The sequence below is a fragment of the Flavobacterium cyanobacteriorum genome (assembly GCF_002251835.1).
GTDB classification, from domain to species: Bacteria; Bacteroidota; Bacteroidia; order Flavobacteriales; family Flavobacteriaceae; genus Flavobacterium; species Flavobacterium cyanobacteriorum.
In genome coordinates this window covers 1-16127 of record NZ_NOXV01000219.1, presented here as the reverse complement: position 1 = coordinate 16127, position 16127 = coordinate 1, and the positions used below count along the sequence as shown (strand labels likewise).

Here is a 16127-nt window from a genome sequence, read left to right as displayed (position 1 = left end):
ATTTTATTGATTTTTAATCAATTATATTTTTTGTCGTGTACTAAATTGATAATTAATATATAAGGTATATGATAATTAACTTCAGCAGCAACAACTTAAAATATAGCCCCTGCCACAGCCTTTATATTTTCTGATTTGCCCATTGAATAATAGTGCAGCGAAGGCACGCCTGCGGCAACAAGTTCTTTACTTTGCGCAATACACCACTCAATACCCACCTGGCGAACGGCGTCATTATCTTTAGCCTTAACTACTGCCATAATAAGGTCGTCAGGCAGGTCTACTTTAAAGCGGTGCGGAATCTGGTTGAGCTGTTTTTTTGTAGAAATCGGCTTCAGCCCGGGTATTATAGGCACAGTAATGCCTTCTTTCCGGCACTTGGCTACAAAGTCAAAATATTTTTTATTATCAAAAAACATTTGCGTTACGATATACTCAGCGCCATTTTTAATTTTTTGCTTCAGGAAATAAATGTCACTGTCCAGGCTTGGCGCCTCCATGTGCTTTTCAGGATAGCCCGCCACACCTATGCAAAAATTAGTGGCCGATGTATTTTGCAGGTCATCATCAAGGTAAATGCCTTTATTAAGGTTGGCTATTTGTGTAACGAGTTCGCCCGCAAAATGATGGCCTTCCTTTTCAGGCTTAAAGTATATTTCACTTTTAACGGCATCACCGCGAAGGGCAACAACATTCTGTATTCCTAAAAAATCAAGGTCAATTAAAAAATTCTCGGTGTCTTCCCTGGTAAATCCCCCGCAAAGTATGTGCGGAATGGCATCAACCTGGTACCTGTTCTGGATTGCCGAACAAATGCCCACCGTACCCGGCCTTTTTTTTACCACTTTCTTTTCCAGCAGGCCGTTAGGAAGCTCTTTATATTCATACTCTTCCCTATGGTAGGTAACATCAATGAACGGAGGCTTAAACTCCATGAGGGGGTCTATACTGTCAAAAATCGATTGTATGTTCTGCCCTTTCAGTGGCGGTAATATCTCGAATGAAAAAAGTGTTTTGCCGTTGGCGTTTGTAATATGTTCGGTTACTTTCATAAGCCCCCTAACCCCCAAAAGGGGAAATTTTTATCGTTAATATTCATATTTTTAGTGTCATAGCCATCATCGTTCCTCCCTTTAGGGAGGCTAGGAGGGGCTTATATTAGGGTTGAGCCACTTTGTAGCCTCTTCCATACTTATATTTCTTCTTATGGCATAATCTTTTACCTGGTCTTCTTTTATTTTTCCGAGTCCGAAATACTTACTTTCCGGATGCGCAAAATAGTATCCTGATACCGATGCAGCGGGCCACATGGCAAGGCTTTCGGTAAGTTTTACGCCCGTATTGGCTTCCACATCAAGCAGCTTCCAGATGGTTTTTTTCTCAAGATGGTCAGGACAGGCCGGATAGCCTGGTGCAGGCCGGATACCTTTATATTCTTCTTTAATCAGTGCCTCATTGCTTAAAACCTCATCCGATGCATAGCCCCATATTTCTTTTCGTACCTTTTCATGAAGGTATTCGGCAAAAGCCTCCGCAAGGCGGTCCGCCAGTGCTTTTATCATAATGGAATTATAATCGTCATTTGCCTTTTCAAATTCAGCTGCTTTCTCGTCGGCCCCAAAGCCTGTAGTTACACAAAATGCACCCACATAATCTTTTTTGCCGCTTTCTTTCGGGGCAATAAAATCTGCTAATGCTAAATTAGGCGCACCCTTAGTTTTTTGTGACTGTTGGCGCAGCGTCAGGAAACGCAGCCCCCCACCCCCCGAAGGGGGAGTTCCTGAGGCAGGCTCTACAATACCCCCTTCGGGGGTTAGGGGGCTTATTTCTATATCATCATCATTTACCGTGTTAGCCTGAAAAATACCATAAACACCTTTAGCAGTAAGCCACTCCCCTCTAATTATTTGCTGCAGCATTTTTTGGGCATCCTCAAATAATACCTGGGCCTGTTCCCCTACCACCCCGTCTGTAAGTATGTCAGGATAACGGCCGTGCAGGTCCCACGTACGGAAAAAAGGTGTCCAGTCGATGTAATCTGTCAGTTCTTCCAAAGCTGGCTCCATTGTTGCCACACCTGTAAATTTTGGTTCCACAGGATTAAATTCAAGCCGGAGTTTATTTTTTCTTGCCTCTTCAATGGTAAGAAAATCTTTTTCACGGGAGCGGCTGAGGTAACCCTCACGCAGCTCATCATATTCAGCACGCAACTGTTGGGCATACTCCTGCTTTGTAGCTTCATTAAGGAGGTTACCTGCCACAGTTACTGCCCGGGAGGCATCGTTAACATGAACAACTGTATCTTTGTATTGCGGGGCTATTTTAACTGCGGTATGCGCCCGCGATGTAGTTGCCCCGCCAATCATAATTGGGATGCTTATGTTCAGTTTATCCATCTCCCGCGCCAGGTACACCATTTCGTCAAGTGACGGGGTGATAAGCCCGCTTAGGCCAATAATATCTACTTGCTCTTTTACGGCAGTTTCAATAATTTTTTCAGGAGGAACCATTACACCAAGGTCAATGATCTCAAAATTGTTGCAGGCCAGCACCACCGACACTATATTTTTACCAATGTCGTGCACATCGCCCTTTACTGTTGCCATCAAAATTTTCCCAGCCCCCCCCGCCCCCGAAGGGGGAGCTGCTGACTCCGATATTTTGAGGACATTCAATATCTTATTTAAAACTTCATCAAGCCTGAATAAAACCTCATCATTTGTAAAGCGAATTACTTTATATCCCTGTTCCTCAAGCCATGCTGTACGTTCCGCATCACTGGCCATGTTTTCAGGCAGTTGATGAATCAGGCCATCAACTTCAATTATTAACCTTTGCTTCAGGCAAATAAAATCCGCTATATATCGGCCGATAATGTGTTGCCTTCTAAACTTATAACCTTCAAGCTGTTTATCACTTAATGCTGACCATAGAAGCCTTTCAGCATCGGTAGGTACATTTCTCACGCGTTTGCAGTAATCTTTAAGAAGATTATACAGTAAAGGATCAGCTGTCTTCCAATTCACAGTACGCTTAGGAGCTCCCCCTTCGGGGGCGGGGGGGGCCTGGTTCATAAAAGGAAGCAGATAGGCCACCGCTTTTTTCATTACCCGTGCCGATTTTACTACCTGTGGCAGGAACATTTTACCGCTCCCAAACAGGTCGCCCACCACATTCATGCCTGCCATCAGGTTTATCTCAATAACCTCTATAGGGCGTTTTGCCTGCAGCCGCGCTTCTTCCACATCCTGTTCTATAAACTCATCAATACCTTTAACTAAAGCATGCGTGAGCCTCTCCTGTAATGGCAGCGAGCGCCACTCAGCCTCACCCCCAGCCCCTCTCCGAAGGAGAGGGGAGCCAGATTCGCGAATTTGTTCAGCAAATGCCAGGAGACGCTCAGTAGCATCATCACGCCTGTCCAGCAGGACATCCTCTACATACTCAAGCAGCTCCTTGTCAATCTCATCATACACTTCCAGCATTTCGGGGTTAACTATACCCATATCCATGCCGTGCTGAATGGCATGATAAAGGAATGCGGAATGCATGGCTTCCCTTACCTTATCATTACCCCTGAAAGAGAACGATACATTACTAACCCCGCCGCTTACATGTGCGTGGGGCAAATTCTCCCGTATCCACTTTGTGGCGCGAAAGAAATCAACAGCATTTTTCCTGTGCTCCTCCATACCGGTCGCTACAGGAAAAATGTTAGGATCGAAAATAATGTCTTCAGGTGGGAAATTAACTTTGTTGAGCAATATATCATAGGAGCGTTTACAAATACTAATACGGCGCTCATACGTATCGGCCTGGCCTTCTTCATCAAAAGCCATAACAATTACGGCAGCACCGTAACGCTTTATTTTTTTCGCTTGGCTAATAAAAGCTTCCTCGCCTTCTTTCAGGCTGATGGAGTTTACCACGCTTTTTCCCTGTGTCACCTTAAGTCCGGCCTCAATGATTTCCCACTTGGAACTATCAATCATCACCGGTACCCGTGCTATATCAGGCTCAGATGCAATAAGGTTAAGGAATGTGGTCATGGCATGTACGCCATCAAGCATTCCCTCATCCATATTTACATCAATTATCTGCGCGCCGCCTTCCACCTGTGCGCGGGCTATATCCAGCGCTTCCTCATATTTTTCTTCTTTAATCAGACGGAGGAATTTGCGTGAACCGGTTACATTGGTACGTTCGCCAACGTTTATAAAATTACTCTCGGGAGTGATGATCAGAGGCTCAAGTCCGCTTAATTTCAGGTAGCGGTTGCCGGTTGCCGGTTGTTGGTTGTCAGATTTATCTGCGTTCATCCTGAAGTTTTTTATAGTAATTGATAAATCCGTTTAAGAGCCTTTTGCAAGACTGAATCAATTCAAAGATTTGCTGAAAAACATCTTCATTAAGGTATTGTTGATCCAATGCTAAAAAACATTGCGTTTCGAGTTCATATAATGAACCTCTGGAAATATGAAGGAAGTTAATCGTGTCTTTTGAAGTTTGCCTGCCACAGCCTTCAGCAATATTTGAAGGTATCGACACTGCACAACGCCTCATCTGATTTGTTAAGCCATAAATTTCATCCTTTGGAAATTGTTTTGAAACCGTATAAATAGTATTGGCTAATCTTCTTGATTCTAACCAAACATCTAATTTTGTGTAATCCATAATTCTTATTCTCTTGCAACCATCAACTGACAACTGACAACTTTCTGGGTTTATAATTTTTCGCTACCTCAGCAATCAGCCTTATATGCTCGGGTGTAGTACCGCAGCATCCCCCAATTATGTTTACCAGATTATCGTCAAGGTATTCTTTTATAAGCTGCTGCATTTGCTCTGGTGTCTGGTCATACTGCCCAAAGGCATTAGGCAGGCCGGCATTAGGATGTGCTGATATATTCAGCGATGTGTTTTGGGCAAGTCGTTTCAGGTAAGGCTTCAGCTGGTCAGCACCCAATGCACAATTAAACCCCACACTCAGCAGGGGGATGTGTGAAATAGATATAAGGAATGCTTCAACCGTCTGCCCCGATAATGTACGCCCCGAAGCATCGGTAATAGTGCCGCTAACCATAACAGGGATATCAAGGCCCAGTTCATCTTTTACTTCTTCAATGGCAAAAAGTGCAGCTTTGGCATTTAGTGTGTCAAAAATAGTTTCTACCAAAAGGATATCTGCACCTCCATCAATCAGCGCCTTTACCTGTTCTTTATAGGCTATCAGTAGCTCATCAAAAGTTATAGCCCTAAAACCCGGATTATTTACATCAGGGCTCATGCTGGCAGTCCGGTTAGTAGGCCCTATTGAGCCTGCCACAAAACGGGGTTTAAAAGGTTCTTTTGCCGTAAACTCATCGGCAGCCTGGCGAGCCAGCCTTGCTGATTCATAATTTAACTCATACACCAGGTGCTCCATGTGGTAATCGGCCATACCTATGGTAGTACTGCTAAAAGTGTTTGTTTCCACGATATCGGCGCCCGCAGCAAAATACTGGCGATGCACATCTTTAACAGCTTGGGGCTGGGTTAATGACAGGAGGTCGTTGTTTCCTTTCAGCGGGTGTGGAAAATCCGCAAAACGCTCACCCCGAAAATCTTCTTCCGTAAAATTGTGGCGTTGCAGCATGGTTCCCATAGCGCCATCTAGCACAAGGATACGTTTTCTTAAAGCTTCGTGTATGTCAGACATAATCTTTTTTCAGGTTTAAAATTCAAAGTTTCAGGTTAATGCCGAAGGAATAAAAATAGACCTTCGGGTTATTAGCCCGGCTATATTGTTTTACCTACAAATTATGTCATCAAAAAAGGGTGGAGAGAATATTGCGCTGCAATATTGTGTATGTTATCTATCCGCTTTCGTGGTAGAATTTAGCACCTTCTTTAAGTGTAAAGGGTTGCTAAGGCTTCAACGGGTCTATTCCCTCTGCCTTTCGTGATAACAAATCAGTCTGTAAAAGAACACTGCAAATTAATACAATAAAATTTTAAGATGCAAGTGCCGTATTCTTTTCTGCAATCTCAACTATTGTTTCCAGCAAACGGTTTACTGATTTATCTTTACTCCCCAGAGGAGGTAAATACCTGAATAACAATGCTGCATGTTCAGCCTCAACAATTATTTCTTTTCTTAATCCCGGTGGCAGTTTTTCTATTTTATCGTTTACCGATATAACATTAAATCCGTTGTTAAAAAGTACTATATACTGTTCAATAACATCTATACTGCCCGATGCATCAACCGCTACAAGGTTTTCAAGCCCCGCACCGGCTACATAATCCAGTACATCTTCAAATTTAAAAGGCACTGCAAACTCCATGAAATTGGCTTCCCATGCGTAGCCCGTACCTTCTTTTTCAAAAAAAGCGACGGTTGAATTGGTAATCACCGGAAACCTCACGTCAACGCCTTTCTCATTTACCAGCACTTTCCTGTTCTTTACAACTTTATTTATGAGTGTGCTCCCTATAGTCCCTATACCGAAGAGCACAATATTTATTTTTTGGGCCATGAATTTTAATTTTAAAAAGTAACTGCCCCGGCCGGGCCGGGGCAGCCCTTACAAACAAAACAAACAAACAACTTATGAAAAATGTATTTAACCGTAATTATATTCTTTAAACAGCGAGAGTTCTACCGGTGTGGCGTTGGCAAGATTATCATACACCGGGCTGCGCGACTGTACTTCGCTCAGCCACCTTTGCAATACGCCCAGCGAAGCCGTGGTTGTGGGTTTTAGAACAATTTCTATCCTGTTAAAGCCTGCCCTCTCTTTGGTAGGCTTTCCGGCATAGCGCAGTGTATTGAGCTCACCGCTAATTTCAACCTGCAGGGCTTTTAGGGCTATACCCTGCTCGGCGGCAACCATTTGCCCCAGCGAATTGATGCAGCCTGCAAACCCGGCCAAGATATATTCATAAGGGTTAGGGCCTTCCAGTTCAGGATAATTCTTGTTCTGGCTTATCCTCAGGTCGGTATTCAGGGTTTTAACTACAAACTGTTTATTGGCACCGGCATAGCCCAGCACATTTATTGATTTTGTTTCCATTACTATTATTTTTAAACTGATGAATAAAAAAAGGCTCTTCCGGGGGTTACCAAAAGAGCCTGACACTTGATTATATAAAAAGATTACGTCATTCGCCTGTGGTAACAATGGGATATATGCATCCATGAACAGCACATGTGCATATGGCTGTGTTTATACTGCATTGTAGCTGTAGATAATACCTGTTGCGTTTTCATATCCTTCAGAATTTATGTTAATAAAAAAGCCCCTGCTTGCGGCAGGGGCTTGATGCTTATATTGATAATCCGGTTATACCAATGCAATGCCTGCCCCCGCGGATAATTTCCACATCATTGAGTGACAGTATTGGCATGTGTTGAATTTCATTTTTTTCGTCTTGCTTAAATGCATAGCAAACTTACAAAACTAAATTTCAAAAATGCAAGGGCATGGGATAAATTTAACATATATCGTTTTCGCTGGTGCTGCTCCGGTCCCATAAAATTAAAATTTACTTTTTTTATTGCAATATGCTTTATACATTTGCACCATCAATAACCTGGAGGAAAGATTTGAACTGATTGCAACCTCTGTAAAAAATGCTAAAGCAGGACCTACTTCCCTTTAGCCCCATGCAGTCCGGTTACAGTTCCTCCGCTAATATTTAGTAGAAACATGGCATATTTATTTACGTCAGAATCAGTGAGCGAAGGGCATCCTGATAAAGTAGCTGACCAGATTTCGGATGCGCTGATTGATAATTTCCTTGCTTTTGACCCAGAGTCAAAAGTAGCCTGTGAAACCCTTGTTACCACCGGGCAGGTAATACTGGCAGGCGAAGTAAAATCTAAGATTTATCTTGATGTTCAGCAGATAGCCCGGGATGTCATCAAAAAAATCGGGTACACCAAAAGCGAATACATGTTTGAGGCCAATTCATGCGGTGTACTCTCTGCCATCCATGAGCAGTCGCAGGACATTAACCAGGGAGTAGACCGCCAGAACAAGGAAGAACAGGGCGCGGGCGACCAGGGTATGATGTTTGGCTATGCCACCAATGAAACGGAAGATTACATGCCGCTGGCCCTTAACCTGTCGCACAAGCTGCTACAGGAACTTGCCGTACTGCGCCGCGAAAACAATGAAATAACCTACCTGCGCCCGGATGCCAAAAGCCAGGTAACGCTTGAATATGATGATAACAACAGGCCGGTAAGGATTGACGCTATTGTTATCTCTACCCAGCACGATGATTTTGCAGGAGAAGCAGAAATGCTTGAAAAAATAAAGAACGACATTATTAACATCCTTATCCCGAGGGTGGTTAAAAACAACCCGCAATATGCACACCTGTTCAACGAACAGATAAAATACCACATAAACCCTACCGGAAAGTTTGTGATTGGCGGCCCGCACGGCGACACAGGCCTAACCGGAAGAAAGATTATTGTAGATACTTACGGTGGCAAAGGAGCACATGGCGGTGGCGCATTTTCAGGCAAAGACCCAAGTAAAGTTGACCGCAGCGCGGCCTACGCAACACGCCATATTGCCAAAAACCTTGTAGCTGCCGGCGTTGCCGACGAAATACTGGTACAGGTATCTTACGCTATCGGTGTAGCAAAGCCTATGGGTATATACATCAACACATACGGCACCGGCAAAGTGAACCTTACTGATGGTGAAATTGCCAAAAAAGTAGAGGAGCTTTTTGATATGAGGCCATACTTTATTGAGCAGCGCCTTAAGCTCAGGAATCCTATTTACAGCGAAACAGCAGCCTATGGCCACATGGGGCGTACGCCAGAAACCGTAACTAAAACTTTCAGGTCGCCTGATGGCAAGACTAAAGAAGTTACCGTGGAACTGTTTACATGGGAAAAACTTGATTATGCCGATAAAGTAAAGCAGGCTTTTGGTTTATAATAGTTCTTAGGCTGAGTAATGACACTAACTGAGTCCGTTCCTCTCCTGGCAGAAAAAGACAGGCTGTTCGGGCAGTTGCTGCAACAATACGGCATGCCTGGCTTTCCTTCCAGGCCCGAAGGTTTTGAGAGCATGTGTAAAACCATTCTGGAACAGCAGGTATCGCTTGACTCGGCACGTGCCTCATTTAACCGCCTTAAAGCTCTCGTAGCTGATTTTTCTCCCGAAAATATTACAGCTGCTTCAGATGAGGAAATCCGTGCCTGCGGCATCACCCGCCAGAAAACCGGTTACATAAAAGCCCTTGCGGAATCCGTACTGAAGGGCGCGGTTGATTTTGGCAGTTTCAGGTATAAAAGCGCCGAAAGGGTGCGGCAGGAACTTATACAGGTAAAGGGTATAGGCAACTGGACTATTGATGTGTACCTAATGTTCAGCCTGCAGTCGCCCGATATACTCCCATTAGGAGATATAGGCATTGTTTCTGCCATTAAAGACCTTACGGGAATAGAGGAAACGGCAGCAATGGCAGAATACACCAAAAAATGGGTTCCCTACCGCACTACAGCCGCTTTTTTCCTGTGGCATTATTATCTTGAAAAGCGTGGCAGGAAATTTCCACATTAATTTTTTGTAAAAAATTTGTTTTATCCATCTCTAAATAGGTTTTATACTTGCGAAACAAGAATTTTACAGTACTTTTGCACCCGCTTTAAACCAGAAAAATAAAGTTAAAAACAATGACCGCAGCAAAACTGAAATCATTTGACGTGCTTATCGAAATACCGAAAGGCAGCCGAAACAAGTATGAATACGATTTTAAATTAAAAAAAATACGCTATGACAGGATGCTATTCTCCTCAATGATGTATCCTGCCGATTATGGCTTTATCCCGGAAACCCTTGCACTTGACGGCGACCCGCTGGATGTGCTGGTGCTGGTTCATGAGCCCACCTTCCCGGGTTGTGTTATAGAAGTGAAGCCTATCGGTGTTTTCCACATGGCGGATGAAAAAGGCCCGGATGAGAAAATTGTATGCGTTCCGGTATCTGACCCTATATGGAACAAGTACAACGACCTTAGCGACCTGAACCCACACCGCCTGAAAGAAATTGAGCATTTTTTCCAGGTGTATAAAGACCTTGAAAATAAAAAAGTTGATGTAGAAGGATGGGGAGATGTACACGAAGCCTACCAGATTATTGACGAATGCCTCGAACGCTTCGAATCTTTTGATAATAAAACTGAGGAGCTTTTCAGCATAAAATAAGACACTTACTTAAAAAGTTATAAAAAAAGCAATATTCGGCAATGAGTATTGCTTTTTTATTTGTTTTGGTTTTGCTACATTTACGATTATTAACTTCAACCAAAAACATTTTTATGGATTCAATTATGATATATGTGCCGGCAATTCTGGCCGTATTGGGGCTGCTGTTTATGGCAGCCAAACGATCGTGGGTTTTAAAACAGGATGCCGGGGACGGTAAGATGAAAGAAATTTCAGATTACATTTACGAAGGCGCCCTTGCCTTCTTAAAGGCAGAATACCGGTTGCTTGCCATTTTTGTAATTATTGCCAGTGTAGCCCTTGCAGTAATTGCCACCATAGTACCTACTACGGATATGCTCATAGTAGTGGCTTTTATTTTTGGGGCTGTTTTTTCGGCGCTTGCCGGGAATATGGGGATGAAAATCGCCACCAAATCAAATGTGCGTACCACACAGGCCGCACGTACCAGCCTGCCGCAGGCGCTTAAAGTATCCTTTGGCGGCGGCACCGTTATGGGCCTTGGCGTAGCCGGCCTTGCCGTATTGGGCCTTACGGGTTTCTTTATATTTTTCTTTCATTATTTTATGGATGGCCAGTGGGTAGCCAAAACCTTTGACGGGGAACTAAGGTCACCTGCAGAACTAATGACTGTAGTGCTTGAAACACTTGCGGGTTTTTCCCTCGGCGCTGAGTCTATAGCGCTTTTTGCCCGTGTAGGCGGGGGTATCTATACTAAGGCTGCCGACGTAGGCGCTGACCTTGTAGGTAAAGTAGAAGCAGGTATCCCTGAAGACGACCCGCGTAATCCTGCTACTATTGCCGATAACGTAGGTGACAACGTAGGTGATGTGGCCGGTATGGGCGCTGACCTTTTTGGTTCCTACGTGGCAACAGTGCTTGCGGCCATGGTACTTGGAAATTATGTACTGAGGGATATCATGGTTAATGATCCTGCATTTACTGATGCTTTCGGCGGAATTGGGCCCATCCTGCTGCCTATGGCCATTGCAGGCTTCGGCATTATCTTCTCTATTATCGGTACGCTTCTCGTACGCATTAAAGATAACAACGCTAAAGAAGCACAGGTGCAGGGCGCCCTAAACCTTGGGAACTGGGTTTCTATAGGATTGGTAGCTATATCATGTTATTTCCTTGTACAGTATATGCTGCCTGAAACCATGCGTATGGAATTTTATGGCGAAGAAGCCAAAGATATATCTTCAATGCGGGTATTTTATGCCACTATTGTAGGTCTTATAGTAGGCGGGGTAATTTCATCAGTAACCGAATATTATACAGGACTTGGCAAAAAACCGATACTTGCCATAGTGCAAAAATCGAGTACCGGCGCGGGTACTAATATTATTGCAGGCCTTGCTACAGGCATGGTATCTACCTTCCCTACTATACTTTTGTTTGCTTCTGCGATATGGGCTTCCTATGCTTTTGCCGGATTTTATGGTGTAGCGCTTGCAGCCAGCGCCATGATGGCTACTACGGCCATGCAGCTGGCTATTGATGCTTTCGGGCCTATATCGGATAATGCGGGTGGTATTGCCGAAATGAGCGAGCTGCCTAAAGAAGTGCGTACGCGTACTGACATTCTTGACTCTGTAGGTAACACTACGGCAGCCACAGGTAAAGGTTTTGCCATTGCTTCGGCAGCGCTTACTTCACTTGCCCTTTTTGCGGCTTATGTGACCTTTACGGGTATTGATGGTATAAACATATTTAAAGCTCCTGTACTGGCAATGCTGTTCATTGGCGGAATGATACCGGTTGTATTTTCGGCCCTGGCCATGAACTCGGTGGGCAAGGCCGCCATGGACATGGTATATGAAGTAAGGAGGCAGTTCCGCGAAATACCGGGGATTATGGAAGGGACAGGCAAGCCGGAATATGGCAAGTGTGTAGCTATTTCTACCAAAGCCGCTTTACGCGAAATGATGCTGCCGGGTATCCTTACCATTGGTTTCCCTATTGCTATTGTACTTTTTGGTATGCTTGTATATCCGGATAACAACCAGCTGGTAGCTGAAATGCTCGGAGGCTATATGGCAGGCGTAACCGTATCAGGAGTATTGTGGGCCGTTTTCCAGAACAATGCCGGAGGCGCATGGGATAATGCCAAAAAATCTTTTGAGGCTGGCGTAATGATTAATGGGGAAATGACCTACAAAGGCTCTGACGCGCACAAAGCTGCAGTAACCGGCGACACTGTGGGCGATCCTTTTAAAGATACTTCAGGGCCTTCAATGAATATCCTCATCAAGCTTACCTGCCTTATAGGCCTTGTTATTGCACCCATATTAGGCGGCCATGGCAAGGAAACCCTTTCTGAAGCTGATGCAGCAGCGCTGAAGCAACAAAGCAAAGAAATAAAGACTGAAACAGCCAAAGCAAGTGCGGCAACGGATACCCGTACTGCTGAATATAAATGATGTTCCTGTAATATAGCTTAATGAAGGGGCTGTCTAAATAATGACAGCCCTTTTTTTATAATCAAAGAGAAACCGATGGCAAGGATGCACTACTGTTAAGGTTTAGCCGTGATGGAAGCGGCATCCTCCGCGCTGCCCGCTTTCGCGGCGCGGAGATACAGCGGACAGCACGACATGGACGCCAAAGGGGCGGTAGCTGGCTGCTCCCTATAATATTAAGTTCTATGAAACTATTAAATGTTGCGGCCGATGCTGTTAATTGTGCTGAACACCCGCTTATACGTTATAATTTTGCCTTCAACACGCCCGCATCAATATCCCCATGCGATGTATGGTACACCACTACCCCATCTTTAATTACCAGTAATTGAGGCGACTGGTGCGTTACATGGAAAATAGTTGCAATCTCATTAGAAATATCCCTGTGCTCCAGTAAATCCAGGAAATAAGGCTTTGCCTTCCCTGCTTCTATATCATATTCTTTTTCAAAATTGCGCAATGCCATTTTGCTTATAGCACAGCGGGTACTGTGCTTAAATATTAATACAGGTGCCTCTGCCGACTCGTGTATGATGTGCTCCAGCTGTTTTATGTTTGTTAAATGATTCCACTCCACATTGCCGGATGAAGTATCTTTACCGCCGGATTCTCCAAAGATTTTATTAAAAAGACCCATTTTGTCAGGATTAAAGACAATTTGTCTGCTAAAGAAGATTGTAAATATCTGACTTTAGGACAATTTGTCGGATTAGTTAATAAGGAACATTAATTGAACAACCATATCCAAAATTAATGAATTTACGATTATGAACTTTGCCAATTTTACCATAAAATCACAAGAGGCGATACAAAGGGCACAACAGATTGCCCAAAGCCTCAGCCACCAGCAGATAGAGAACGAACACATAGTGAAAGCTATCCTGGAGGTTGACGAGAATGTAACGCCATTCCTGCTTAAAAAGCTAAATGTAAATATCAGCCTGCTGCAGCAGATACTGGACAGCACACTGCAAAGCTTCCCTAAAGTATCGGGTGCCGATATGGGTATTTCACGTGAAGCTTCAACTGCACTTAACGAGGCATCAAACATTGCCCGCAAAATGAATGACGAATTTGTATCTATTGAGCATTTGCTGCTGGCCATATTCGGCACAAGGAGTAAAATTGCACAGATACTTAAAGACCAGGGCGTAACCGAAAAAGCGTTCAGGGCAGCTATTGACGAACTTCGTAAAGGCGAACGTGTAACCTCAGCCAGTGCGGAAGAAACCTATAATTCGGTTAATAAATATGCTAAAAACCTTAACCAGCTGGCCAACGATGGAAAACTTGACCCGGTTATAGGCCGCGATGAAGAAATACGCCGCGTGTTGCAGATATTGTCACGCCGCACCAAAAACAACCCTATGCTGGTGGGTGAGCCGGGCGTGGGTAAAACCGCTATTGCCGAAGGCCTGGCACACCGCATTATACAGGGTGATGTACCTGAAAACCTTAAAGACAAAGTTGTATATTCCCTCGATATGGGTGCGCTTATTGCCGGTGCCAAATATAAAGGTGAATTTGAGGAAAGGCTGAAATCAGTTGTAAAAGAGGTAACCTCAGCCGAAGGCGATATTGTACTGTTTATTGATGAGATACATACACTCGTAGGTGCCGGGGGCGGCGAGGGCGCCATGGATGCAGCCAACATCCTTAAGCCCGCCCTTGCCCGTGGTGAACTGCGTGCTATAGGTGCCACAACACTTGACGAATACCAGAAGTATTTTGAAAAAGATAAAGCGCTGGAAAGGCGTTTCCAAAAAGTAATGGTGGACGAGCCGGATACCGAAAGTGCCATATCTATACTTCGCGGTATAAAGGAAAAATACGAAACACACCACCAGGTGCGCATTAAGGATGATGCTATTATTGCGGCAGTTGAGCTTTCACAGCGTTATATTACGAACCGCTTTTTACCCGATAAGGCTATCGACCTTATGGATGAGGCTGCAAGTAAACTGCGCATGGAGATCAACTCCAAACCCGAAGAACTCGATGTGCTGGACCGCAAGATAATGCAGCTTGAAATAGAAATTGAAGCCATTAAGCGCGAAAATGATGAGGCCAAGCTGAAGGTATTAGGCCTTGAACTGGCCAACCTGAAGGAAGAACGCAATGAGATTTTTGCCCGCTGGAAGAGTGAAAAAGATGTTGTAGATACCATTCAGGCCACAAAAACAGAGATTGAGAACTTTAAACTTGAAGCGGAGAAAGCCGAACGCGAGGGTAATTACGGTAAAGTTGCGGAATTACGTTACGGAAAAATTAAAGAAGCCGAGGAGAAGCTGAACCAGCTGCAACAGCAACTACAGGAAAGCCAGAAAGGGCAAAGCCTTATAAAAGAAGAAGTAACCCATGAGGACATTGCCGAAGTGGTGGCCAAGTGGACAGGCATACCTGTAACTAAAATGCTGCAAAGCGAGCGCGAAAAACTGCTCCATCTTGAAGATGAGCTGCACAAGCGCGTTGTTGGCCAGGAAGAAGCCATACAAGCTGTGAGCGACGCGATAAGAAGAAGCCGCGCCGGGCTGCAGGACCGCAAGAAACCTATAGGATCTTTCCTGTTCCTGGGTACTACGGGTGTAGGTAAGACCGAGCTGGCCAAAGCGCTTGCCGAGTTCCTGTTTGATGATGAAAATGCCATGACACGTATTGACATGAGCGAATATCAGGAGCGCCACAGTGTGAGCCGTTTAGTTGGCGCGCCTCCGGGATATGTAGGTTATGACGAAGGCGGGCAGCTTACTGAAGCCGTAAGAAGAAAGCCCTACAGCGTGGTGCTGCTTGATGAGATTGAGAAAGCACACCCTGATACCTTCAACATACTGCTTCAGGTGCTTGATGAAGGCCGGTTGACCGATAATAAAGGCCGCCTGGCAGACTTTAAGAATACCATCATCATTATGACCAGCAATATGGGCAGCGGCATTATACAGGAGAAATTTGAAAACTTTAAAGGTACTATTGAGGTTGCCATTGAAGCCGCTAAAACAGAAGTACTGGGATTGTTGAAACAGACGGTAAGGCCGGAGTTCATAAACCGTATTGATGATATAGTAATGTTTACGCCGCTAAGCAGTGATAACATCAGGGAAATTGTAGGCCTGCAAATGAAGTCGGTTTCAAAACTGCTGGCACAGCAAAATATTACGCTCGATGCTACGCCTGAAGCCATTGATTACCTAGCTGCAAAAGGTTATGATGCTGATTTTGGTGCACGCCCTGTAAAACGCGTAATCCAGAAAGAGGTAATGAACCAGCTGAGCAGGGAGATATTATCAGGCAAAGTAACTGCCGACAGTATTATATTGCTGGACAGCTTTGACGGGCAGCTTGTGTTCCGTAACCAGACGGACCTTGTAAATAATTAAGATTTATGACCAAATAAAAGAAGCCGTCTCAATACTTAAATTTTGAGACGGTTTTTT

12 protein-coding genes and 1 riboswitch are annotated in these 16127 nt (G+C 44.4%); of the genes, 5 read left to right on the top strand and 7 right to left on the bottom strand.

All coding sequences use genetic code 11. The annotated features are described in order from the left end of the window. Positions 1–95: 95 nt before the first annotated feature. The 6 genes from metF to CHU92_RS05265 all read right to left on the bottom strand — a co-directional run bounded on the left by metF (position 96) and on the right by CHU92_RS05265 (position 7055). Positions 96–1052 carry a methylenetetrahydrofolate reductase [NAD(P)H] gene (gene metF, locus CHU92_RS05290; RefSeq protein WP_094413319.1) on the bottom strand — a complete coding sequence of 319 codons (957 nt, stop codon included), beginning with the start codon at positions 1050–1052 and terminating at the stop codon, positions 96–98. Positions 1053–1142: 90 nt separating this feature from the next. After that, positions 1143–4319 (bottom strand): vitamin B12 dependent-methionine synthase activation domain-containing protein, encoded by a 3177-nt coding sequence (locus CHU92_RS05285; RefSeq protein ID WP_094413317.1) that lies wholly within the window; start codon positions 4317–4319, stop codon positions 1143–1145. Continuing rightward, positions 4306–4674 (bottom strand): four helix bundle protein, encoded by a 369-nt coding sequence (locus CHU92_RS05280; protein ID WP_094413315.1) that lies wholly within the window; start codon positions 4672–4674, stop codon positions 4306–4308. The genes CHU92_RS05285 and CHU92_RS05280 overlap by 14 nt, the downstream gene beginning before the upstream one ends. Before the next feature lie 22 nt (positions 4675–4696). Further along, on the bottom strand, positions 4697–5698 hold the full coding sequence (locus CHU92_RS05275) for a homocysteine S-methyltransferase family protein (protein ID WP_094413313.1): 1002 nt from the start codon (positions 5696–5698) through the stop codon (positions 4697–4699). Positions 5699–5848: 150 nt separating this feature from the next. Then, positions 5849–5951: riboswitch (SAM riboswitch) on the bottom strand. Between the two features lie 42 nt (positions 5952–5993). Further along, positions 5994–6518: a hypothetical protein gene (locus CHU92_RS05270; RefSeq protein WP_094413311.1), complete on the bottom strand. Its 525-nt coding sequence runs from the start codon at positions 6516–6518 to the stop codon at positions 5994–5996. A gap of 87 nt (positions 6519–6605) precedes the next feature. Next, positions 6606–7055 (bottom strand): OsmC family protein, encoded by a 450-nt coding sequence (locus tag CHU92_RS05265; RefSeq protein ID WP_094413321.1) that lies wholly within the window; start codon positions 7053–7055, stop codon positions 6606–6608. A 636-nt stretch (positions 7056–7691) separates the two neighbouring features. Here CHU92_RS05265 and metK point away from each other — a divergent pair. The 4 genes from metK (at position 7692) to CHU92_RS05245 (ending at position 12657) form a co-directional block, all read left to right on the top strand. Next, positions 7692–8942 (top strand): methionine adenosyltransferase, encoded by a 1251-nt coding sequence (gene metK, locus CHU92_RS05260; protein WP_094413309.1) that lies wholly within the window; start codon positions 7692–7694, stop codon positions 8940–8942. Positions 8943–8960: 18 nt separating this feature from the next. Further along, complete coding sequence (locus CHU92_RS05255; protein ID WP_094413307.1) at positions 8961–9569, top strand: DNA-3-methyladenine glycosylase family protein; 609 nt, start codon at positions 8961–8963, stop codon at positions 9567–9569. Between the two features lie 113 nt (positions 9570–9682). After that, positions 9683–10213 (top strand): inorganic diphosphatase, encoded by a 531-nt coding sequence (locus tag CHU92_RS05250; protein WP_094413305.1) that lies wholly within the window; start codon positions 9683–9685, stop codon positions 10211–10213. Between the two features lie 113 nt (positions 10214–10326). After that, entirely contained in the window at positions 10327–12657 is a 2331-nt protein-coding gene (locus tag CHU92_RS05245) for a sodium-translocating pyrophosphatase (protein ID WP_094413303.1), read from the top strand. Positions 12658–12940: 283 nt separating this feature from the next. Here CHU92_RS05245 and ytxJ read toward each other — a convergent pair whose 3' ends face one another. Beyond that, a complete protein-coding gene (gene ytxJ / locus CHU92_RS05240) occupies positions 12941–13333 on the bottom strand; it encodes a bacillithiol system redox-active protein YtxJ (RefSeq protein ID WP_094413301.1) in 393 nt (130 codons plus the stop codon). Between the two features lie 130 nt (positions 13334–13463). Here ytxJ and clpB point away from each other — a divergent pair, with 130 nt between their 5' ends. Beyond that, positions 13464–16070, top strand: a complete 2607-nt coding sequence (clpB, locus tag CHU92_RS05235; protein ID WP_094413299.1) for an ATP-dependent chaperone ClpB — start codon at positions 13464–13466, stop codon at positions 16068–16070. Positions 16071–16127: the final 57 nt, after the last annotated feature.